Raw genomic sequence first — 22,205 nt, 5'->3', positions numbered from 1 at the left:
CGCCAGCGGCGGATGCCGGGGTGTCGCTCCGGTCCGGACCGGCCGCGCCGGAGCGTCCGGGCGGCCCGCCGCGAGGGTCCACCACGAACGAGGGGAACGTACGTGCCTGCTGACCGCACCGGAGGCGTCCAGTCGCTTGAACGCGCCTTCGACCTGCTGGAGCGGATGGCCGACGCGGGTGGCGAGGTCGGGCTGAGCGAACTGTCGGCCAGCAGCGGGCTGCCGCTGCCGACCATCCACCGCCTGATGCGCACCCTGGTGGACTGCGGCTACGTCCGCCAGCAGCCGAACCGGCGGTACGCCCTCGGGCCCCGGCTGATCAGGCTCGGCGAGAGCGCGTCCCGGCTGCTGGGCACCTGGGCCCGCCCGTACCTCGCGGAGCTCGTCGAGGCGACCGGCGAGACCGCGAACATGGCGCTGCTCGACGGCGACGAGGTGGTGTACGTCGCGCAGGTGCCCTCCCGGCACTCGATGCGGATGTTCACCGAGGTCGGGCGGCGGGTGCTGCCGCACTCCACCGGGGTCGGCAAAGCGCTGCTGGCGCAGGTCCCGCCGGAGCAGGTGCGGGCGCTGCTCGGGCGGACCGGGATGCCGGCCGCGACCGAGCACACCATCACCGACCCGGACGCGTTCCTCGCCGAACTCGACCGCATCCGGGGCCTGGGCTACGCCGTCGACGACAACGAGCAGGAGGCCGGGGTGCGTTGCCTCGCGGTCACCGTGCCCGACTCCCCCACCGCCGCGGCCATCTCCATCTCCGGCCCGGCCGGGCGGGTCACCGAAGCGGCCACCGACAAGATCGTGCCCGTACTCCAGGACGTGGCACGGCAGTTGGCGCGGGCGCTGGCGACCTGAGAGCGGACCGCGCCCGGCCGCCTGCCGGGTGGGAGCAACCGGCCGCATGCCGGGCGCGGGGGTGACGGCCGCGGAATTCCGCGGCGCCGCCTCCGTCGTCAGGGGCGCGGCGGGGCGATCCGTTCGACGGCCTCGCGCAGCGCGTCGAGCGCTTCGGTCAGCGCGCTCACCGAACCGATCGCCGCCACGACCAGAAGCAGCGAATGGCGTAACCGCTCGGAGTCCACCGAGCCGGGCGCCCGGTCCACGGCACCGGCCGCGCGGGCGAGCGCGTCGAGTTCGGCCTCGGCGACGGCCCGGTCCGGCAACATCGGCCGGTACGTGATCAGTTCGCGGCGCATACGGCCGACCGCCTCCGCCAGATCCGCGCCCGGCCCGCTGCCGACCGCGGCTCCGCGCCCGTTCTCGAGCACGTGCGACTCCCCCACCACCACGGACAACCCACCCTCGCGTCGGACTCCACCCGGGCGCTTCCCCGCCACGGCTCGCCCCGGGGCCGATCAGTTAACGCGACATCACCCTCGTCGCGCCACTCCGTCGGCGAAATTCGCGCGGATTCCGGTACCCGGCGCGGAGCGCTCCGCCACGTCGTGCCACACCGTGAGGTCCAACACCGCGACCGAGTGGGCGGCTTGACGGGTCGGAAGTTGACGGAACGTCACCAGCGCGGTGACCGTGCCGTCGACGGACCGCACGCACAGCCGCGCGCCCTCGCCGAGCGAGTCGGCGTTCACCGAGTTCACCCGGACCGCCGCGGACGACCGGCAGGCGGCGGCGGTCGCCGGGCTCGCCGCGGGGATCAGGGCGAGCGTGTCGCGGGAGCGGTCCGCGGTGAACGCGGCGGCGTCCCCGGTGAACCCGAAGTCCCCGCTGTACGTGCCGGAACTGACGGTGGGCGGGTCGCCGCGCAGTGACATTCCGTCGCCGGCCGGCAGGTGCAGCTGCTGGTACACGAGGCCGGTCTCCGGCGGCTCCCCGGTGGCGCCCCCACCGGGCGGCGGAGCCGTCGGCGAGGGCATCGTCGGCGAGGGCATCGCCGGTGCGGAGGGGGACGACGGCGAGGGTGACGGCTGCGGCGCCCCGGCCGCCGGCGGCTGGGCCCCCACGGTCGGCTTGCCGCCCCCCTCCCCCGAGGACAGCGCGACCGCGGCGGTCGCCACGACCGCGAACCCGGCGACCGCGGCCACCACGCCGACCGCCTTGCGCTTCTTCCTCGGCAGCGGCAGCGGCACATGGACGTACGGCGCCCGCGGCCACTGCTGGGGGTGCCAGAGGTATCCGCCGTGCTGCGGCGGACCGGGCGGACCCGGAGGGCCGAGCGGACCGGGCGGACCCGGCACCTGCGCGTGGGCGTGCTCCGGTGGGCGGCCGGTCGGAGCGGGCCCGGGCCACGGCTCCTCGGCGCCGGGCGCAGGGGCAGGAGCAGGTGGGGCCTCCGGCGCGGGCCGGTGCGGGGGCTGCGGCGGGTGGGGCGGCGACACGGGCGCGGCCGGGGGCCCGGCCGGGGCCGGCGGCTGCGCGAAGTGCGGCGGGGGGATGGCCGGGAGGATCGCGGCGAGCAGCGGGGCCGGCAGCCAGGAGACGGGGCGCGACTCGGGCGCGGCCTGCGCGCACATCGTGGTGATCTGCGCGAGGGAGGGCCGTAGTGCGGGGTCCTTGATGAGGCAGCGGGTGACGATCTCCCGTAGCTGTCCCGGGAGTTCGTTCAGATCGGGCTCGGCGTGCTGGACCCGGGAGCCGTCGCCGAAGGGTGCGGAGCCGATCGAGGCGTACGCCGCTATCTGGCCGAGCGCGAAGACGTCCGTGGCGGCCCGGGCCGGCTTGCCCGCGGCCTGCTCGGGCGAACGGAAGGCGGTCGCCTCACCGACCTCGGCCGGACCGGCCTCGCGTGCCGCCTCATGCGCGGAAGCGCGTCCGGCATCCCCCGACTCCCCTGCGCCGCCCGCGCCTTCGGGCCCGCCCGCGCCGGCCTCGCCCGTACCGGCGTCAGCAGAACCGGCGGCACCGGAGCCGGCGTCAGCGGAACCGGCGTCCACGCCGGCCACGTCCACGCTGCCCGCGTCGGCGTTCCCGGCCTCCTGCGCGACCCACGCCAGTCCGTGCCCCTTCACCCGGGGCCCGTCCCCCGCGAGCAGCACGTGTGCGGGCCGCAGCCCGCCGTGCACCACACCCGCGTGGTGCATCGCCTGCAACCCTTCGGCGAGCGCGGCGACCAGCCGCAGCACGACCCCGGTGGGCAGCGGTCCTGCGCCCTCGACGGCGGCGCGCAGCGACAGCGAGGGCACGTAGCCGCAGGCGATCCAGTACCGCTCGCCCTCCCGCCCGCTGCCGAGCACCGGCACCGCGCGGGGTCCGGGCACCCGGGCCGCGGCCTGCGCGTCGTGGTGGAAGCGGGCCGCGAAGCCGTCGCCGGCGGTGAGTTCGGGGTGGATCACGGTGAGCGCGACCGGCTGCCCGCCCGGCTCGTACGCGAGGTAGGTGGTGCCGGCGGCCCCGGGTCCGTCCGCGCCGAGGCGCGCGCCGATCCGGTGCCCGGAAACCGTCGCCGGATCGTCGCCGGCGAGCGGTGCGAAGACCGGGCCGCGGAAGTCCGGCCCGAGGTCCTGACCGAAGTCCGGACCGGTGTGCGCTGGCCCCATCAGTCCCCTCAGTCCCCGTTCCTCGCCTGGCAACCGCCCCACCCGCAACACGGCCCGACGATACCGGAACACGCCACGCCGAAGGCGTCCTGTTCCAGTGCCGTGACACGCGCGGTATGCAGGAAGTATGAACTCTCATGGCGAGGTGGCCGGGCTGCTGCTGGCGGCCGGCGGCGGCCGGCGGCTCGGCGGCCGGCCGAAGGCACTGCTGGCCTACCGGGGGCGGCCCCTGGTGGAGCACGCGGTCGCGGTGCTGCGGGCGGGCGGCTGCGACCAGGTGCACGTGGTGCTGGGCGCTGCGGCCGAGGAGGTGCGCGAGCGCGCCGACCTGGCCGGCTGCGTGCTGGTGGACAACCCGCACTGGGCGGACGGCATGGGCTCCTCGCTGCGCGCCGGGCTCGCCTCGCTGGCCGCCTCGGCGCGGCTGCCGACCGCGGCGGTGATCGGGCTGGTGGACCAGCCGGGGGTGCCGGGCGCGGCGGTGGGGCGGGTGATCGCGACGGCCCGGGAGGCCGACGACCTGCCGTCGGCGCTGGTCTCGGCGATGTACGGCGGGCGGCGGGCGCACCCGGTGCTGTTCGGTGCGAGCCGCTGGGCGGGGGTGGCGTGCAGCGCGGGCGAGGACCGCGGCGCCCGGACGTATCTGCGCGAGCACGCCGAGCAGACCGTGCTTGTCGAGTGCGGGGACATCGGCGATCCCGCCGACATCGACACCCCCGCCGACCTGCGGCTTCTCGACTGAGTGGGTACGGCGCCGGGCGGCGGACGCTCGGATGCGCGAGGACGGTCCGGGGCGGCCCGACGGGGGGGGCGACGGCGGGCCGGGGCAGCGGTCCGGTGCGGTCCGGCGGCGGCGCGGGCAACGGGGCACCGGGCGGACCGCGAACCGACACTGCACGGCGTGCCACAAAACGTTGAACTTCCGCACAGCGAAAACTATGCTCCACCTTGCAGAAGCGAGCGCGCTCCGGCGCGCCCCGGCACCCCGTGCCACCCTTGCTCTACGGAGGAGTGACCCGCATGTCAGCAAGCGCGCCGTCCCCGGCCGTCGTCTCCGAGGCCGCCGGGCCCGTACCCCGCTCGGAGGAGGTGCTGACCCCCGAGGTCCTCACCTTCCTCGCCGAACTCCACCGGCACTTCGCCGCCCGCCGCGACGAGTTGCTCGCCCTCCGCAAGGAGCGCCGCGCCGAGATCGCCCGCACCGCCGCCCTCGACTTCCTGCCGGAGACGGCGCACATCCGCGACGGCGACTGGCAGGTGGCGCCCGCCCCGGCCGCGTTGCAGGACCGCCGGGTGGAGATCACCGGCCCCACCGACCGCAAGATGACGATCAACGCGCTCAACTCCGGCGCCCGGATCTGGCTCGCCGACTTCGAGGACGCCTCCGCCCCCACCTGGGAGAACGTCATCGGCGGGCAGATCAACCTGATCGACGCCTACGAGCGCCGGATCGACTTCACCTCCCCGCAGGGCAAGAGCTACGCCCTGAAGGACGCGGCCCAACTGGCCACCGTCGTGGTGCGCCCGCGCGGCTGGCACCTCGGCGAGCGGCACCTGACCGTCGACGGCGAGCAGATCCCCGGCGGGCTGGTCGACTTCGGCCTGTACTTCTTCCACAACGCCCAGCGCCTGCTGGACCTCGGCAAGGGCCCGTACTTCTACCTGCCGAAGACCGAGTCGCACCTCGAAGCCCGGCTGTGGAACGACGTGTTCGTCTTCGCCCAGGACTACGTCGGCATCCCGCGCGGCACCGTCCGCGCCACCGTGCTGATCGAGACCATCACCGCCGCCTACGAGATGGAGGAGATCCTCTACGAGCTGCGCGAGCACGCCTCCGGGCTCAACGCGGGCCGCTGGGACTACCTGTTCTCGATCGTGAAGAACTTCCGGGACGGCGGCGCGCGGTTCGTGCTGCCGGACCGCAACGCGGTGACGATGACCGCCCCGTTCATGCGCGCCTACACCGAACTGCTGGTGCGCACCTGCCACAAGCGCGGCGCGCACGCGATCGGCGGCATGGCGGCGTTCATCCCGTCCCGGCGCGACCCCGAGGTCAACAAGGTGGCCTTCGAGAAGGTCAAGGCGGACAAGGACCGCGAGGCCGCCGACGGCTTCGACGGCTCCTGGGTGGCCCACCCCGACCTGGTGCCGATCGCCCGCGCCTCCTTCGACGCGGTGCTGGGCGACCGGCCGCACCAGAAGGACCGGCTGCGTGAGGACGTGCACGTCACCGCCGCCGAACTGATCGACATCGCCTCGCTCGACGCCCGCCCGACCTACGAGGGCCTGCGCAACGCGGTCCAGGTCGGCATCCGCTACATCGAGGCGTGGCTGCGCGGTTCGGGCGCGGTGGCGATCTTCAACCTGATGGAGGACGCGGCCACCGCGGAGATCTCCCGCTCGCAGATCTGGCAGTGGACCAACGCCGGGGTCGTCTTCGACAACGGCGAGAAGGCCACCCCCGAGCTGGCCCGCCAGGTCGCCGCCGACGAACTCCTCGCGATCCGGGACGAGATCGGCGAGGACGCCTTCGCCGCCGGGAAGTGGGCCGAGGCGCACGACCTGCTGATCCGCACCGCGCTGGACACGGAGTACGTCGACTTCCTGACGCTGCCCGCCTACCAGCGGCTGGTCGGGTAGGCGCATGCCGAACCCGGAGGTGCACGACACGGTGGAAGGACGCTACGCGGCGGAGATACGCGACGCGACGGCCGCGGACTGGCCGCTGATCTGGCCGTTCCTGCACGAGATCTGCGCGCGGGGCGAGACGTTCAGCTACCCGGTGGACCTCACCGAGGAGGTGGGCCGCGGCTACTGGATGCTCACGCCGCCCGGCCGTACGGTCGTGGCCGTCGCCGGGTCGGGCGCGGTCCTCGGCACCGCGAAGATGAACCCGAACCAGATGGGGAACGCGGCCCACGTCGCCAGTGCCAGCTTCATGGTCGACCCGGCGCACTCCGGGCGGGGCGTGGGGCGGGCGCTGTGCGAGGAGGCGCTGGCCTGGGCGGCGGCGGCCGGCTACCGCGGGATGCAGTTCAACGCGGTGGTGGCGTCCAACACCCCCGCGGTGCGGCTCTACCGGTCGCTGGGCTTCGAGGTCGTCGGCACCGTGCCCGAGGGCTTCCGGCACCCGCGGCTGGGCTACGTGGGGCTGCACATCATGTACAAGTCGCTGTAGCCGTAGGGAGGTTGGGCGCGTACGGAGGTTGAGCGCGTACGGCAGTCGGCCGGGCGGCTCGCACCCCCGTGCCGGCTCCTGGCACAGCGCCCCCGGGCACCGGCGATCCGGATCGGATCTCCGGGCCCGGGGGCGCTGTCGCCGGGGCCTGTTCAGGACAGGGCCCGGCCACCGGTCGGGGGCCGTCCCTCCCCGACCGGTCGTCTTCACCGGTGCCGGCCGCCATGGCGTGGCGACCCGCGCGGCGCGGCGCCGACCGGCCGCGCCACCAGGGCGGTCAGGCCAGTCCGGCGATGTGCGCGAGGCGGCGGGCCTCGCTGCGGGTCAGCTTCGCGATAGCGTCCTCGTCGACCCGGGTGAGCCGGCCGTCCTCCACCACGGGGCGGCCGCCCACCAGCGAGAGGGTGACCGGGGCCGCCGCGCCGAAGACCAGCGCCGCGACCGGGTCGGCGATGGACGCGTGCCCGATGCCGTCGAGCTTCCACAGCACCAGGTCGGCGAGCTTGCCGGCCTCCAGGGAGCCGATCTCCGCTGCCCGGCCCAGTACTTGGGCGCCGCCGTAGGTGCCGAGCCGCAGCGCCTGCCGGGCGTTGAGCGCCTTCTCGCCGCCGCCGAGCCGGTTGATCAGCAGCGCGTTGCGCAGTTCGGTGTGCAGTTCGCCGGACTCGTTGGAGGCGGTGCCGTCCACGCCGAGGCCGACCGGGACGCCCGCGGCGAGCATGTCCGGCACCCGCGCGATCCCGGCGGCCAGCCGGGCGTTGGAGGACGGGCAGTGCGCCACCCCGGTGCCGGTGCGGGCGAAGGCGGCGATGTCGGAGTCGTTCATGTGCACGCAGTGCGCCATCCACACGTCGTCGCCGAGCCAGCCGGTGGACTCGAAGTAGTCCGTCGGGTCCATGCCGAACAGCTCGTGGCAGAACTTCTCCTCCTCCACGGTCTCGCTGCCGTGGGTGTGCAGCCGCACCCCCTTGCGGCGGGCCAACTGCGCCGCCTCCCGCATCAGTTCGGTGGAGACGGAGAACGGCGAGCAGGGCGCGGCGGCGATCTGCAGCATCGAGCCGAAGGACGCGTCGTGGTGGGTGTCGATCGCGGCCTCGGTGGCCAGCAGCGCCTCCTCGGTGCTCTCCACCGCGAAGTCCGGCGGCAGCCCGCCGTCGGACGTGCCGCGGTCCATCGAGCCGCGCGCGGCGGTGAAGCGCACGCCGAGGTCGGCCGCGGCCCGGATCTCGGCGCCGAGCAGGTCGCCGGCGCCGCGCGGGAAGACGTAGTGGTGGTCCATCGCGGTGGTGACACCGCCGCGGACCATCATCGCCAGCGATCCCGACGCGGCGGTGTGCACCATGGGTTCGTCGATCCGGGCCCAGGTCGGGTACAGCTCGACCAGCCAGTTGAACAGGTTGCTGTCCTGGGCCAGGCCGCGGGTGAGCCACTGGTAGAAGTGGTGGTGGGTGTTGACCAGGCCGGGGGTGGCCAGGTGCCCGGTGCCGTCGATCCGGCGAGCGACGTCGGCGAGTCCGGCGGGCGCGGGTCCGGCGCCGACCGACTCGATGGTGCCGCCGGCCACGACGACGTGCCCGGAGTCGTACTCGGTGCCGTCGGCGTCGACGGTGGCGATCGCGCAGTTCTCGATCACCAGGCGCGGGGCCGGCTGCGCGGGGTCCTGCTCTGTCATGGTGTCCGCCTCTCTCAGTCCGTCACCGGGATCGCGGCTTCGGCGCCCTCGCGCAGCACGGTGCCCTCGATGAGGCCGTACGGGCGGTCGGCGGCGTAGTACACCTCGTTGTCGTTCTTCAGGCCGAACGGTTCGAGGTCGACCAGGAAGTGGTGCTTGTTCGGCAGCGACAGCCGTATCTCGTCCACGCCCGGCGTGTGCTCGATGACCCGCGCGCCCATGCTGTACAGGGTCTGCTGGAGCGAGAGCGAGTACGTCTCCGCGAACGCGGCCAGCAGGTGGCCGCGGACCCGGGCGTACTCCTCCTCCCAGGCCGGCGCGGGCTGGTCGTCGCCGCTCCAGGCGAACCGCCAGCGGGCGTTGACCTCGGTGGCGAGGATGCGGTCGTAGGTCTCCTTCAGGGTGGTGTAGTCGTCCTTGACGTAGCCCCAGAACTCGGAGTCGGTCGAGTTGAGCACCACCATGTCCTTCAGGCCGGAGATCACCTGCCAGCGCTCGCCGTCGTAGCCGACCTCGGTGGTGCGGGTCTCGCGGGCGTCGCGGACGAAGGAGTGGCCGCGCTCCTGCGGGCCGATCCGGTCCCAGGAGTACTCCTCGACGCGGATGCGGGCCCGGTGGATCGAGTCCTGGCTGCTGACGAAGTGCCGGGCCAGGTGGATCGCGAAGGTCTCCGCGGACTCGACACCGTGCTTCTGCGCGAAGGCGTAGACGGTGTTCTTGGTGGCGTCGGTGGTCAGCACGTTGGCGTTGGAGCCGGAGAGGTGGACGGCGTCCATGGCACCGGACAGCGCCACCGACACGCTGAGGTCCTTCAGGTGGTGGGTGTCCCCGTCGCGGACCACCCGGACCACCCGGACCTCGGCCTTGCCGTACTGGTTCTGGCCAAGGCGGGTGAGGCGGGCAGGGCTTGTCTCTGCGGTCATCGCTAGCTCCCTCGGTATACGGAGTAGCCGAACGGATTGAGCAGCAGCGGTACGTGATAGTGCTCGCCGGGCGCGACCGCGAAGACGATCGCCACCTCCGGGAAGAACACTCCGCTGTCCCTTGGACCGGCTCGGTCCGCGCGGGGGGCGTCCTGCTGGGCCTCGGCTTGGTGGGTGAGGTAGGGCTCCACGGCGAAGCGGAGCCGTACGTGCGTGGTGTGCTCGGGCGGGTCGGGCAGGTCCTTGCAGCGGCCGTCGGCGTCGGTGGCCGAGGCGCCGTGCGCGCTCCAGGGCGCGTCGGGCCCGGTCCTGACGGACAGTTCGACGCCGACGCCGGCCGCGGGGCGCCCGACGCTGGTGTCGAGGATGTGGGTGGACACCGAGACGGGGTGCCGCGGGGCGGCCGGGTCGGTCCCGTCCGCCCCCGCGTCGGGCGGGCCTGCCGGGGTCGCCGGGTCCTGCGCTGCCGTCATGCCGGGTCCTCCTCGGTGCGGCGGGTGAGCCTGATCCGGTTGATCTTTCCCAGTTCGGCCCGGACGATCTCGCGTTCGGTGTCCGGGTCGTTGCCGATCCGCTCCTTGAGGGCGGCCAGCATCTGCGCCCCGGTCAGGCCGGTGGCGCAGATCAGGAAGACATGGCCGTGGGCGTCCTGGTAGGCGAGGTTGAGCCGGAGGAGTTCGGCCCGCTCGCTGTCGCCGACCCCGCGCTGCTCGCGCGCCGACGTCGGGTCGCCCGGGGTGGGGCGGCCGATCGGCGGATGGCCGGACATCGCCTCGCCGAGGTCGGCGGCGGTGAGTGCCGCCATGGCCGCGTCGCTCGCCGCGAGCAGGTCGTCGAGGCGGGCGTACGGCCGTCCGGCGGACACCGCCGCGCCCCAGGCCCGGCTGGCGCACACGTCGTGCAGCAGGTCGGCGGCGGCGCGGTCGGGGGCCGCGTTGAACCGGGCCAGGCCCGGCGAAGCGCTGGTTGTCACCCTCGCAAGCTACGAGCCGCCACGAGCGGACGTCAACAGTTTGTTGAAAAACTTCTGGCCGCGAACACGGCTCGCAGCGCGGTCACTTCGGGTCGCGGGCCGCGTTCTCCCTGTTCAGGTAGTTGTACACGGTGAAACGGCTGACCCCGAGGGCCGACGCGACGGTCTCCACGCCGTGTCGCACCGAGAACGCGCCGCGCTCCTCCAGGATGCGCACCACGGTCTGCTTCTCCTTGCGGCCCAGCTCGGCGAGCGGGCCGTGCCGGCGGCGCAGGTCGGCGAGCAGGTGGTCGAGCGAGTCGGCCAGATGCGGCAGCCGCACCGCGACCGCCGGCTCGCCCTCCCAGCTCAGCACCACGTCGTCGCCGCGGGCCTGGTCGGGCGGCAGCGCCTGCCCGCCCATCGCGTCCACCAGTGGCTGCACGGCGGCGACGAAGGCGTGCCGCTGCGCCTCGCCGCTCACCGCGGCTCCTCGCCGAGCACGCTGACCTGGAGCGAGATACGGGTGGCACCGGCCGCCGCGGTACGGCGCAGCAGCTCCACGACCGCCTCGACCACCGCGTCCTCGGTGCCCTCGGCGGTGTTGCCGAACGGGCCGACGTCGATCGCCTCCAGCGTCCCGGCCCCCAGTACCTCACGCGCCGCCAACGCGTGCGCGGGCGGCTCCTCCAGGTCGAACGGCTCGGTGGTGAACTCCAGCCTCATTCTCACGACGGCCCCCACGGTGGCTGCGGCTTCTTCTGCCCTCCACCGCGGAGGGCGACTCGCAGGCGACCTTAACCGACCTGGGGTCCGCCGTCCGGCCCGGCGAGGTGGGCCGCCGCGGCGACCGCCATCGCCCGGATGCCGGTCGTCAGCGTCAACCGGACGTGCGGGCGGAACCGGGCGGAGTGGTTGCCCGGCACTTCCGCGAGCCGGCGCTCGGCGCTGTCGCCGGCCGCCGCCCACTGGCCGGGCCCGACGCTGCCGAGCATCCAGTAGCCGGTCGCGACCCCGGCCATGCCGTGCAGATCGACGCCCGCCGCGCCCAGCAGCGGGAAGTCCTCGGTCGCCGTCGACGGCTGCCAGCGCGTGACCCGGCCGGCGCCGAAGGCCGCCTCGTGCGCCTGCCGCAGCCGCGCGGCCACGCCGGGGTCGCTCGCGGTCACCGCCGACCCGGACAGCTCCCGGAGCTCCGGCGGCCGCTCGGCCCCCGCGGCGGCGGCCTCGGCATGCGCCATCCGGGTCACGGCCGCGAGTGCGCGATCGAGGGTGGCCGGGGCGAAGGCCCGCAGGGTGACCTCCATCGTGGCCCGGTCCGGGATGACGTTCCCGGCGCCGCCCGCGTGCAGCGCGCCCACGGTGAGCACCAGCGGCTCGCCCGGGCCGGTCTCGCGGGACACCACCGTCTGCAGCCGCCCGACCAGCGCCGCAGCGGCCACCACCGGGTCCACCGCCAGCTGGGGCGCCCCCGCGTGCCCGCCGCGTCCGTGCACGACGATCTCCACCGTGCGGCTCGCCGCCAGCAGCGGCCCGTCGCCGTGCGCCACCATCCCGGCGGGCAGCGGCACCGTGTGCTGCGCCAGCACCACGCCGGGGGCGGGGAAGCGCTCGTAGAGGCCGTCGGCGAGCATCGCGGCGGCGCCGGTCAGCGTCTCCTCCGCGGGCTGGCCGACCACCACCAGGGTGCCGCGCCACCGGTCGGCGGCCCCGGCGAGCACCGTGGCCGCGCCCGCCGCGCACGCCAGGTGCGCGTCGTGCCCGCAGGCGTGCATCGCCGGGGCCGGGTCGCCCACCGTGCTCGCGTACGGCAGCCCGGTCTCCTCGCGCAGCGGCAGCGCGTCCAGTTCGGCCCGCACCAGCACCACCGGGCCCGGGCCGTTGCGCAGCACCCCGACCACGCCGTGCCCGCCGACCCCCGGGGTGACGTCGTACCCCGCGCCGGACAGCCACCGCGCGAAGCGGCCGGCGGTGCGCCGCTCGGCGCCGGACAGCTCGGGGTGGCGGTGCACGTCGGCGTAGAACTCGGCGGCCGACCCGAGCACGTTCGCGGTGGCCTCCTCGAACGTCTTCCGCGGGCTCAAGTGGTTCTCCTTGCACGGCAGTCGGGTTCTACGGCGGAGCGGACGGCGGGCCGTGGGCCGGTGGGCGGCGGGCGGGTGGGCCTTGCGGCGGGGGCCGGTTCGGGGCGTGCCAGCGAAGTGACAGCGGTCGGCGGGCGGTTCCGCCAGTGGACGCGCGTAGAAAGGACGCTGCGGCCGCTACGTGGCCGGGCCCGCTGTCGACGAGAAGGAGTCACCATGGCTGACATCTCCAAGCTGGACACGCCGCTCGCCTCCCTTGCCCAGGAGATCCTGGAGCTGGAGTCCGAGACGTTCGAGATCACCGACTACTCCGACGCGAGCGAGGTCATGCTGGGCTCCTCCACGAGCTGCTCCAGCACCAGCACCTGCTCCAGCACCACCAGCACCACCAGCTGCACCGCCTGATCGTCGGGGCCGACACGGGGTCCGCGCGCCGGGAGCACCGGCCCGCGGGCCCTTCCGCATGACGCGGCTGCCGCGCAGTCACGTTGCGGCCCCAGCAGTCCCCGTGGCCCCAGCGCTCCCGACGGCCCTACGGGAACGGGTGCGGCACGGCGCGCACCTCCTCCGGGGCCAGGTCGTCGCCGCGCATCCCCGCCCGGCGCTGGGCGGTCCGCAGCCGCGGCATGGTCAGCGCCCGCTGCCGGGTCCAGCCGAAGTCGATCGGCAGCAGCCCGGGCGCGATCGTGCAGACCGTGTGCAGGCCCAACCGCCGCTGCTCCGCGGTGGTCTGGTCGACCACGATCACGTCGGACCCGGCCGCGGCCAGTTCGCCGGTGCACCACAGGACGTCCTCCCGCAGGTCGAGGCCGCGTGGCCGGCGCCGTTCCCAGCCGTCGTAGGTCTCGGCGAACGTCCTTGTCACCGGCGGCTCCAGGTAGCCGCGCACGTGCTCGCGCATCCGCGGCAGCCCGAACAGCGCGGCGTGGTCGGGAAGTCGGCGCACCAGCGTGAAGTCCTCGGCCATCGCGGCCAGTTCGGCCGGCCGCTCGGCGACCTGGCGGGGCAGGTGCGGCAGGTAGGTGAGGATCTCCGAGACCGCCGACTCCATTGAGGCGAGCGGGTCGAGGGCGGCCCCGGCGGCGAACGCGAACGTGCCGGGTCCGCCGTCGCGCCGCACCGCGAGCCCGGTGGCGACCGGCACCGGCAGGTCGATCCGGTTGTCGTAGACGTGCACGTCGTAGCCGCACAGGGCGGCCCGGTCGATCATCGCACGCAGCACCCGGCTGTCGCACGACGCGAGGTCGATCTCCGGCAGCGGCGCGTTGCCGTACCAGCCGAGCAGGAAGGCGTCCCGCTCGATGAGTTCGAGCAGTCCGAAGAGGATCGCCTCCTCCAGGCAGCTTCCGATCGCGCAGCCGTTGGAGCACTCGTAGACGAAGTCGTCGGCGGTGGTGCCCGCGCTGTAGTACGCCAGCCGGGCCGGCACCAGCACCGGCCGGTCGTCGCGCAGCGAGTGGCCGAACACCCACGGGATCGGCCGGCCCGGGTCGAAGGGGTGCACCATCGGGTCGTCGCGGTAGGTCCGCGGCGCGTACAGGCCGCAGTCGCGCGGGTCCAGGGCCGGTTCGCCGCGTGCGGCGAGGTCGTCGAAGGACGCGACGCGCGGCGCCGTACGGTCCCGGCGGTGGGTGCCCGCGTACCGCTCCAGGCCCTCCAGGAAGGCGAGTTCACGGCTGGCCGCGAAGGAGTTGGCCTGGCCGCTCCAGGTCACGTCGGTCAGTCCGGCGTAGCCGCGCATGAAGACCGAGCCCGCGACGGGGGCGGTGGTCGGCGAGGTCACGTCGTTCCAGGTGCCGGCGCCGAGCACCCCGCAGACCGGGTTGGCCAGCGCCTCGGTCGGCAGGGCGTACGACTCCGGGGTGCGCAGCCGGTACCGGTCGGCGGCGGGCTTCGGCCGCGGTGAGATCCCCGGACCGCCCCGCTCGCCGGGGTGGGGGGACGACGCTGGTCCGTGGTGGGCGCACAGCGGGTCGGCGAGCAGCGGCACCGTGTGCGGGCGGCCGGTCTCCAGGTCGTGCCGGGTGACCCGGGCCAGACCGTCGGCATGGGGCGGCCGGGGGGTGGCGACCGCCCACACGTACAGCGCCCACACGGCGTCGACGGTGCAGTCCGGGAGCACCGGCCAGCGGCCCGCCGCGGTCAGGCCGCTCCGCCCGGCCTCCAGCGCCTCCCGCTCGGTCCGGGTGCGCAGCCGCTGCCAGCGCACGGCGAGGCAGCAGCCGCAGGCGTCGTCACCGCCGGGCGCGGAGGGGTGCGGGGCGTCGGCGTACGGCGCGGTGGCATCCTGCCCCGCGCCCCAGGGGCCGACCAGCACCGCGTCCGGGGCCAGGTGCACCTTCGCCGCGGCCCGCCGCCGGGCCTGCTCGGGCGGTTCGGCGTCGGGCCGCAGCAGGTCGTGGCCGCCGATCACGGCCACCGCGGGCGCGGGCAGCCCGGCAGCGGCGGCGCGTGCCGCCAACTGCCGTTCCAGTTCCCGCCCGGCTGCTTCGATGCCCGGGGCTGCGGCCCACGCGGCGGCGGGGAGTGCTGCGGTCGGCGCGGTCATGTCCGGTTGCTCCAACGGAAGACGCGGGCCGCGACCAGCCCGAACAGGACGGTGAATCCGATCAGGCCCGCGCAGTCCAGGGCGTAGCGGCCGAGCCCGTCGCGGCCGGCGAGCACGTCGGTCAGCCCGTGGTCGAGGAAGCGCAGCGGCAGCACCCAGGAGAACGCCTGTATCCAGCCCGGCAGCAGGTCCGCCGGATAGAACGCGCCGGACAGGAACGCCATCGGCACCATCACGAAGTTCGCGATCGCCGCGACCGCCTCCGGGGTGTTGGCGAGGCTGCCCACCACCAGGCCGAGCGCGAGGAACGCGGCCACGCCGAGCACCAGCAGGGGCAGCGCCAGCGGCCAGTCGCCCGCCAGGTGCAGCCCGAACACCGGCAGCACCGCCACCGCCGTGAACAGCACCGCCTGGCACAGCCCCACCCCGACCGCGACCGCGAACCGCGACCCGAGCACCGTGGGAAGCGGGGTCGGGGTGCGCCACACCAGCCGCAGGATGTCGTCGCGCCGCCAGTGCATCAGCGCGAACGCGGGCCCGAACAGGGCCGCGTTGCCGACGCCCCACGACAGCACGCCCGGCGCCACGTAGTTGATGTACGGCAGTCCGCCGTCGACCTTCTGGCCGCGGAAGAGCAGCCCGAACACCGCGAGGAAGACCAGCGGGAAGGCGAAGGTGAAGAAGACCGTGGTCCGGTCGCGGACGGAGGCGAGGAACGCGGCTCTGGTCAGCGCGGCATAGGCGGTGCCGCGGGTGCCGCGCGTGCTGCCGCCGGAGGTGGGGCCCGCCGGGGTGCTCGGGTCGGCGGAGCCGGTGGGGTCGTCGAGGTCGGCGGACTCGTCCGGGTCGGTGGCGGTACTCGGGGTGCTCGGGGTACTCGGTGTGCTCGGGGTCGTGGCGGTCATCTGCCCAGCTCCGTTCCGGCTCCGGTCAGCCGCAGGTAGGCGTCTTCGAGGGTCGCGGTCCTGGTCCGGATCGTGTCCATGTCCACGAAGGCGCCGACCGCGACCAGCACCCGGTTGGCCACGCGGGTCTCGATCACCACCTCGCCGCCCTCCACCAGCACCCGGTCCACGCCCTCGATGGCGCGGGCCTGGTCCGGGGTGATCCGGTCGGCGGGCACCAGCAGCCGGGCCGGCGCCGCGAGCGAGCGGACCAGGGCGGCGGGGGTGTCCAGCGCGGCCACGCGCCCGCCCGCGATGATCGCCACGCGGTCGCACAGCGCCTCGGCCTCGTCCAGGTAGTGCGTGGTGTACACGATGGTGCGGCCCTGGCCGCGCAGTTCGCGCAGCAGCCCCCACAGCGACCTGCGGGCCTCCGGGTCCAGCGCGGCGGTCGGCTCGTCCAGGAAGATCAGCTCGGGGTCGTGCACCAGCGCGGTGGCCAGGGCGAGCCGCTGCCGCTGGCCGCCGGACAGGTCGTCGACCCGGCTGCGGGCCTTGGCCGCCAGCCCCACCGACTCGATGGCCCGGCCGGCCGCCGACCGTTCCAGGCCGTGCAGCGCGGCCACGGTCTCCAGGTGCTCGACCGCGGTCAGCCGGGTGAAGAACGCGGAGGTCTGCGTCTGTACCCCGATCCGCCGCAGCAGCGCGGTGCTACGCGGCCAGGGCGACCGGCCGAGCACCTCGACGGTGCCCGCGTCGGCCTCCCGCATGCCCTCCACGATCTCCACCAGCGTGGTCTTCCCGGCGCCGTTCGGCCCGAGAATCCCGAAGAACTCGCCGTGGCCGACCGTCAGCGACACCCCGTCCAGGGCACGCACCCCGTCGTAGCTCTTCGTCACACCGTCCAGCACCACAGCGGGTGGTGACGGGTCGTCGGCTCTGTTCATACGGCCTTTCTCTCGCGTCTGCGGGGCGGGTACGGGGCTGCTGGGTCCGCCGTCCGGGCCGGGCCGGGCGGGCGCCGCGGCGGCCGGCGCCGAAGGGCCGCCCGGGTCCGGGTCGGCAGCGGTCCGCGGCGTGGCGGACGCGCGCCTGGCGGCGGCGCGCAGGCCGAGCGGGCGGAGCAGGAGGGCCGCCGCCACGGCGGCGAGCGGCAGGTAGGGCGTCCAGGTGTCGCAGCGCGCGGGCAGGGCCACCGCGCACAGCAGGCCCGCCGCGGCGAGGGCGGCGAGGGTGAACAGGGCGCCCAGCAGAAGGTATCCGCCGAGGACGCGGCGTGACCTGGCGGGGTAGGCGGCGGTCGCCGCGCGGGCGCCCGGGCGGCGCAGCGCGGCGGAGACCGCCACCCGCAGGTAGGCGCGGCTCTCCGGGGCCAGCCGCAGGGCACCCAGCGCGTAGCCGAGCGCCTTGTAGCCGTCCAGCGGCGGCAGTGGCACGAGGTTGAGCAGTCCCATGGCGGTGCCGAGCAGCAGCAGTCCGCCGAAGAAGGGCTCTGCCTGGGCACCGCCCGGCAGCAGCGCCCACACCACCCAGAACGGCAGCAGGTAGAGCAGGTTCGCCACCACCCCGGCCATCGCCACGGCGACCTGCGGCCCGCGCCTGCCGAGGAACTGGACGTCCTCGACCTCGCAGTACAGGTACGTCATGAAGCCCGCGCGGCGCCGGAGGCCGATCTCGGCCACCTTCAGCCCGTACGCGCGGGCCACCAGACCGTGTGCCAGTTCGTGCAGCGCCAGGCTCAGCCACAGCACGCAGCCGACGGCCACCAGCGCCACCGGCTGCTGGAACAACCGGCTGGTGGCGTCGGCCAGTTCACCGAACCGGACGGCCTCCGCGACCAGCAGCGCAGCGCACAGCGCGAGCAGCGGGCCCAGCACCGCGGGCCGGCGCGCGAACGCCGTCGCCTGGTGCAGCCGGTCCATCGCCGACCCGGCGTCCGCCACCAGCCGCGTCCGCCCGCCGAGCCAACTCCTCTCCCGGGGGCGGGTGTCGGCGGCCTTCTCCCGATCTTCGGCCGCGCCCGAGGGGGCTTGGGGCGGCCGGGCGGCAGCGGCCAGCAGGCCCCGGAGCGAGAGCATCCGCAGGATCTGCGTCCACTGCGCGTCACCCAGCCGCGTGCCGTACGCGGCGGCGTACTCCGCGCCGATCTCGGTGAGCGACCTCGAGCCGTCCAGCCGGACGATCAGGAACCGCTCCTTCCCGCCGACCTCCAACCGCGCCCCGGTCAGCGAGTCCTTGACGAGGTGGACCACCTTGGGGCCGCGGGTCAGGGCCGGCCCGACCGTCACGTCGTCGCGCACGGCGGGCCGCATGTCGAGGAAGCCGCCGACGGTCGTCACGGGGTCACCGCGGGCTGGGGCTCGCGAAGCGCGCGGCCGAGCACGTAGGAGAGGTACGCCTCGTCGCGGACGCTGACCGACAGCCGGTTGTTCGTCATGTGCAGGTAGGGCGAGGCGAGCATCGGCAGGGCCTGCTCGGGGTCGTCCACCGGCAGGTCCCGGCTGCCGTCCCAGGAGCGGAAGACCAGGTCGCCGGAGCGGGCCAACTCCGAGACCCGCTCCCGCAGTTCGAGCCCGTGCTCGGCCCAGCCGCGAAGGAAGCCGGGCAGCCGGCCGAGCGCGGGCCGCGCGGTGGCCCGCCGGATCTCCTGGAAGCGGTGCGGCAGCGCGGTGCCCATGGCCTGGTAGGCGCGGTCGTAGCCGTCGCTGGCGGTGAAGTTGGTGCCGGTGAAGGCGGAGTTCCAGAACTCGTGGTAGCGGTCGAGGAAGGTGAGCAGCGCGGTCTCGCCGGGCAGCAGGCACCCGGCCATGGTCATCATCAACTGCGCGGCCGTGCCCAGCAGTACGGTCCGCACGTGCAGGTTCATGGTGGCTGCCGCGTCGACCACCAGCTCGCTGGAGCGCTGGAAGTGCCACTCGGCCAGTTCGACCCCGGCCGGACCGCCGTACTTCCCGTACTCGGGCTCGTAGGGCTCTGCGGCGAAGGAGTTGTTGGGGCGCAGCCGCATCCGGCCGGCCGCGTCGGTGAAGCGGTCCCGTTCGCCGCCGGGGTACTCCAGCTCGAAGAGGGTGTTGTACAGCTCGGCGAGGAAACCGTCCTTGACCTCGTACAGGGCGGGCCGGCGCTTGAGGAAGTCCTCGACGGCCGCGGCGGCGCGGGCGGCGACCTCGGGTCCGGCCTGCGGCGAGGAGGGGCGCAGCCGCAGCCGGATGTGCGGCCCCTCCAGCCAGTAGTTGATGAAGAACCACCCCGACAGCAGGCCGTCGCGGGTGAGTTCGGCGACCAGGGGCCGGGCGCACTGGAGCAGGAAGGGGCGGGTGCTGGCGGCGTAGAAGACGTGGTACGCCTGCCAGTCCCCCCGGGGGTCGGCGGGTCCGGCGGGGCGGGCAGGGTCGGCGGGTCCGGCGGGGTCGGCTGCCAGGGGAGTGCCGGGGGCGGGGCCGGTGCTGCCGCCGTGCGGGATCGTCGTCATACGCGCGTGCCCTGCCTTCCGTGCGGGTCGGGTGCGGGTGCGGGTGCCGGCGCCGATGCGGCTGCCGGTGTCGGGGCAGCTGCCGGGGCGGGTGCGGTCGCCGCCGGACGGGGGACGATCTCCACGGCCAGTTCGGCGACATGGCGGCCGCGTGCGGAGCGGACGTGCAGCTCGTCCGCCCCCGGCAGCATCTCCTCGAAGACCGTGCGGGCCCGGCCGCCGCCGGTGAGCGCTTCGAGAGCGATCAGGGACAGCGGGCTGTCGAAGTCGACGTAGCCGGGTTTGGCGCCACCCCCGAAGGCCGCCGCCGGCCCCCCGCCGTCGGGCAGTTCCTCCCGTACCGTCGCGAACACCCGTGCCGGCAGGCCGTGCCGGCGCCGCCAGCGCTGCCACGCGAGGTAGTACGCGGCTTCGCCCGCGCCCGGCTCGCGTACCGGCAGCGCGCCCGGCGCCGCGGTCCAGCTGCGCCGGTGCAGGACCAGACCGCGGTAGCGCACCCGGGGCCGGGCGGTGATTCCGTCGACCGCCGGGCCCTGCGGAACACCGCGCCACAGGTCGGGCCGGGCGCGGGAGGTGGGCGAGAAGAGCAGCAGCGTGCGCGGCACTTCGGGCAGCACCATGGGCACCAGGTAGCCGAGGTAGAGCGGCACGACCTCGCGGCCGAGCCGGCGCGAGCGCAGCACCAGCCGGTCGGTGGCCTCGTCGTGTTCCGCGTACAGGTCGTCCAGGTCGATCCGCGCTCCGGCGGACCCGGTGCCGCGCTCGCCCGGGCAGACGATCTCGTGGTCGGTGAGCCGCCCGTGCAGGTTGAGGTTGGTGGTCGCGGAGCCGGCGGTGACCTCGGCGAAGACCGCGCCGGGCGGCTGCCAGGCACGCAGGGTGCGGCGCAGCTCAGCGCTGAGGCCGTCGGCGGCCGGGCCGGTGGAGGGGGTTCCGGTGGCAGGGGTTCCGGCGGCGGGAGCTCCGGTGGCGGGGACCTCGGCCGGGTCCGCGCCCGTACCCTCCGCGCCGTCGAAGCAGTGGGTGAAGCGGGTGAAGGGGAAGCACAGGCCGCCGTAGGAGTTGTTGAGGACCACCAGCGGGTCGCCGTCGCGCTCGGCGAGCTGCACGAAGTGGCTGTGCGGGGTGAACCCGTAGCCGAGCGGCGCGAGTTCGGCGGCGACCGCGTCCACGGTGGCTTCGTCGAGCCGCAACTCCTCTGCGCCGAGCGGGTGGTCGTGCCACGCCTCGCGCATCCGCCGGGTGAACTCCGCCCGGGCCCGGTCCAGCGCGGTGACCTCCGGCAGGCCCAGCCAGTTCTCCTCCGGCGCGGCCGAACCGTCAGGCGCCCAGGGCGACTTGGTGGACGTGAACTGGAGGTACTGCGTGAAGATGTCCTCGTGGAAGTCGTGCACCAGCCGCAGCACGTCGTCGCAGCGCCCACCGCGGCCGTACCGGGCCAGGAAGAAGCCCTTCAGCACCAGCCGCTGCGGCAGCGCCACGTCGAAGGCGGGCAGCACCCGGGTCAGGGCGTGCAGCGGCGCCGCGGCCAGCTCGGTCCAGCGCTCCAGGTCGGCGCCCACGGGCTCGGCGCGTACGTCCTCGTAGAGCAGCGTCTGCGGGAGCGACGGCGCGTCGGCCCCCAACTCCTCCTGCACGCCGATCAGTTCGCCGCGCAGGGTACGCAGCAGGGCGCGCCGTCCGGCGAGATCGGCGGCGGCGTAGCGCTCGACACAGGAGGCGGCGCCGGCGAGGCGGGCGGCGACGTGGTCGGCCCAGGGGCGGTCCAGGGCCCGCAGCGCGGCACGGAAGGAGCGCAGCGGGTCGGGCGTGTGCACGTCGGTGTCCAGGCCGGTCATCTGGAGGATGCCGAGATCCAGCAGGGTCGCGGGGTAGCGGGCGGCCTCTTCGGGCGCGGCACCGGTCTCCGCGGCGAGCCAGTCGGCGAGGTCGCCGTACCGGGGGGTCGCGCCGTCCGCGAAGAGGCCGAGCATCCGCTCCAGAGTGCCGCTGCGGCGCAGGAAGAACAGCCGGTCGTGGGCGGCGTCGAAGCTGACCGCCGCGGTGTCGTCGCCCGTCGTCACCGAGCGGCGCACGTAGCGCAGCCGGTCGTCGTCCAGGTTCCAGCCGGCGGACACCGCGACCGGCAGGTCGGCGCGGCGGTCCGGGTCGGCGGCGACCAGCTCCGCCAGCCGGGCCAGCACCACCACGTTCAGCCGGGGATGGCTGCTCCAGCCGTCGCCCAGCTCGCCCCGCACGTCCGTCGCCCCTTCGTCCTCCTGGCCGGACGGCTCCTCGAACTCCCCCGCCGCCACTGCCGTGAACGTGCTGAACGGGCTGGTCTTGCACGCCGTGCGGTACAGGTACGAGAGCAGCGAGCGCTCCTTCTTCCGGGCCCGCTTGTCCGGTGCGGGCACCGGCCCCGCCGCGCCTTCCGCGATGAACGCGTCCAGTTGCCCGTCGAGGGTCGGCGAGGCCAGCACCAGGCCGAGTCGGAGCCGCTCCTCGGCCGCGAGCCGCCGCAACTCGGCCCGAGCAGCGGCGAGTCCCTCGTCCACCAGGCCGCCACCGGTGGCGAGGGCCCCGGCGAGTTCGCGCCGCGCGGCGAGCCAGCGCTCCAGCAGTTCGCCGGTCCCGCCGCCCGCCGCCCGCACCAACTCCCTTACGGCGTCGGGATCGCGCGGCACCCGGCCGTTGAACACCTCCCGGCGCAGGGCCAGTACGCGGCGGCGCTGCCGTTCGTCGTCGGTCGCCCCGACGAGCGCGGTCAGCGGGTCCGCCAACGCGTCCGCGAGCGCGTCGATCCGGTCCTGCGCGTCGAGCACCTGCTCGGCCCAGGCGCGTGCCCGCGGGTCGCGCAGCCGCTCCACGGCCTCCACCGGCAGGCCCGCCACGCGCAGCACGAAGCGGCGGTGCAGCAGCCAGTTCCGCGCAGCGCCGTCTCCTGCCGCGGTGCTGGTGCCGGTGCTGGTGCCGATACCGCTCGCGCGCGTGGCGCTCGCCTCACTCACGTCGTCCA

19 protein-coding genes are annotated in these 22,205 nt (G+C 74.9%); 5 read left to right on the top strand and 14 right to left on the bottom strand.

Annotated elements, in window-relative coordinates; genetic code table 11:
- The first annotated feature begins 102 nt into the window (after positions 1–102).
- Positions 103–855, top strand: coding sequence for an IclR family transcriptional regulator (locus OG370_RS33590; protein WP_328470917.1), 753 nt, complete (start codon positions 103–105; stop codon positions 853–855).
- A gap of 98 nt (positions 856–953) precedes the next feature.
- Here OG370_RS33590 and OG370_RS33585 read toward each other — a convergent pair whose 3' ends face one another.
- Together OG370_RS33585 and OG370_RS33580 are read right to left on the bottom strand one after the other, a co-directional pair.
- A complete protein-coding gene (locus OG370_RS33585; RefSeq protein WP_328470915.1) occupies positions 954–1,268 on the bottom strand; it encodes a DUF5955 family protein in 315 nt (104 codons plus the stop codon).
- 102 nt (positions 1,269–1,370) lie between these two features.
- Entirely contained in the window at positions 1,371–3,494 is a 2,124-nt protein-coding gene (locus OG370_RS33580; protein WP_328470913.1) for a hypothetical protein, read from the bottom strand.
- A 127-nt stretch (positions 3,495–3,621) separates the two neighbouring features.
- On the opposite strand from OG370_RS33580, the gene OG370_RS33575 reads away from it, so the two are divergent.
- The 3 genes from OG370_RS33575 (at position 3,622) to OG370_RS33565 (ending at position 6,672) form a co-directional block, all read left to right on the top strand.
- Positions 3,622–4,236, top strand: coding sequence for a nucleotidyltransferase family protein (locus tag OG370_RS33575; RefSeq protein ID WP_328470911.1), 615 nt, complete (start codon positions 3,622–3,624; stop codon positions 4,234–4,236).
- Between the two features lie 278 nt (positions 4,237–4,514).
- Complete coding sequence (gene aceB, locus OG370_RS33570) at positions 4,515–6,134, top strand: malate synthase A (protein ID WP_328470909.1); 1,620 nt, start codon at positions 4,515–4,517, stop codon at positions 6,132–6,134.
- 4 nt (positions 6,135–6,138) lie between these two features.
- Positions 6,139–6,672 carry a GNAT family N-acetyltransferase gene (locus OG370_RS33565; protein WP_328470907.1) on the top strand — a complete coding sequence of 178 codons (534 nt, stop codon included), beginning with the start codon at positions 6,139–6,141 and terminating at the stop codon, positions 6,670–6,672.
- A 277-nt stretch (positions 6,673–6,949) separates the two neighbouring features.
- Here the strand turns inward: OG370_RS33565 and OG370_RS33560 are convergent, their stop codons facing one another.
- The 7 genes from OG370_RS33560 to OG370_RS33530 form a co-directional block, all read right to left on the bottom strand.
- Positions 6,950–8,344 carry an 8-oxoguanine deaminase gene (locus OG370_RS33560; RefSeq protein ID WP_328470905.1) on the bottom strand — a complete coding sequence of 465 codons (1,395 nt, stop codon included), beginning with the start codon at positions 8,342–8,344 and terminating at the stop codon, positions 6,950–6,952.
- A gap of 14 nt (positions 8,345–8,358) precedes the next feature.
- Positions 8,359–9,267, bottom strand: coding sequence for a factor-independent urate hydroxylase (pucL, locus tag OG370_RS33555; protein ID WP_328470903.1), 909 nt, complete (start codon positions 9,265–9,267; stop codon positions 8,359–8,361).
- A gap of 2 nt (positions 9,268–9,269) precedes the next feature.
- Positions 9,270–9,740, bottom strand: coding sequence for a hydroxyisourate hydrolase (gene uraH / locus OG370_RS33550; protein WP_328470901.1), 471 nt, complete (start codon positions 9,738–9,740; stop codon positions 9,270–9,272).
- A complete protein-coding gene (uraD, locus tag OG370_RS33545) occupies positions 9,737–10,240 on the bottom strand; it encodes a 2-oxo-4-hydroxy-4-carboxy-5-ureidoimidazoline decarboxylase (protein ID WP_328470899.1) in 504 nt (167 codons plus the stop codon). Before uraD ends, uraH begins: the two co-directional genes overlap by 4 nt.
- Positions 10,241–10,322: 82 nt before the next feature.
- Positions 10,323–10,643 carry a helix-turn-helix domain-containing protein gene (locus tag OG370_RS33540; RefSeq protein ID WP_328474672.1) on the bottom strand — a complete coding sequence of 107 codons (321 nt, stop codon included), beginning with the start codon at positions 10,641–10,643 and terminating at the stop codon, positions 10,323–10,325.
- A 56-nt stretch (positions 10,644–10,699) separates the two neighbouring features.
- A complete protein-coding gene (locus OG370_RS33535; protein WP_328470897.1) occupies positions 10,700–10,951 on the bottom strand; it encodes a hypothetical protein in 252 nt (83 codons plus the stop codon).
- A gap of 65 nt (positions 10,952–11,016) precedes the next feature.
- A complete protein-coding gene (locus tag OG370_RS33530) occupies positions 11,017–12,303 on the bottom strand; it encodes an amidohydrolase (protein WP_328470895.1) in 1,287 nt (428 codons plus the stop codon).
- Positions 12,304–12,519: 216 nt separating this feature from the next.
- Between OG370_RS33530 and OG370_RS33525 the strand changes: the two genes are divergently transcribed.
- Positions 12,520–12,708 (top strand): thiazolylpeptide-type bacteriocin, encoded by a 189-nt coding sequence (locus tag OG370_RS33525; protein WP_093711265.1) that lies wholly within the window; start codon positions 12,520–12,522, stop codon positions 12,706–12,708.
- 127 nt (positions 12,709–12,835) lie between these two features.
- On the opposite strand, the gene OG370_RS33520 is transcribed toward OG370_RS33525, so the two are convergent.
- From OG370_RS33520 to OG370_RS33500, 5 genes are all read right to left on the bottom strand, one after another.
- On the bottom strand, positions 12,836–14,851 hold the full coding sequence (locus OG370_RS33520; protein WP_328470890.1) for a TOMM precursor leader peptide-binding protein: 2,016 nt from the start codon (positions 14,849–14,851) through the stop codon (positions 12,836–12,838).
- Complete coding sequence (locus OG370_RS33515) at positions 14,848–15,756, bottom strand: ABC transporter permease (RefSeq protein WP_328470888.1); 909 nt, start codon at positions 15,754–15,756, stop codon at positions 14,848–14,850. Before OG370_RS33515 ends, OG370_RS33520 begins: the two co-directional genes overlap by 4 nt.
- The gene (locus OG370_RS33510; protein ID WP_328474670.1) at positions 15,753–16,682 is read right to left on the bottom strand and encodes an ABC transporter ATP-binding protein; all 930 of its coding nucleotides are present in this window, start codon (positions 16,680–16,682) and stop codon (positions 15,753–15,755) included. Before OG370_RS33510 ends, OG370_RS33515 begins: the two co-directional genes overlap by 4 nt.
- A 1,388-nt stretch (positions 16,683–18,070) precedes the next feature.
- The gene (locus tag OG370_RS33505; protein ID WP_328470886.1) at positions 18,071–19,207 is read right to left on the bottom strand and encodes a lantibiotic dehydratase C-terminal domain-containing protein; all 1,137 of its coding nucleotides are present in this window, start codon (positions 19,205–19,207) and stop codon (positions 18,071–18,073) included.
- Positions 19,204–22,197, bottom strand: a complete 2,994-nt coding sequence (locus tag OG370_RS33500) for a lantibiotic dehydratase (protein ID WP_328470884.1) — start codon at positions 22,195–22,197, stop codon at positions 19,204–19,206. Before OG370_RS33500 ends, OG370_RS33505 begins: the two co-directional genes overlap by 4 nt.
- Positions 22,198–22,205 lie beyond the last annotated feature (8 nt).

This window comes from Streptomyces sp. NBC_00448 (assembly GCF_036014115.1).
GTDB lineage: Bacteria > Actinomycetota > Actinomycetes > Streptomycetales > Streptomycetaceae > Actinacidiphila.
Note: the sequence above shows the minus strand (reverse complement) of the source record. Positions and strands in the feature narration are given on the sequence as shown.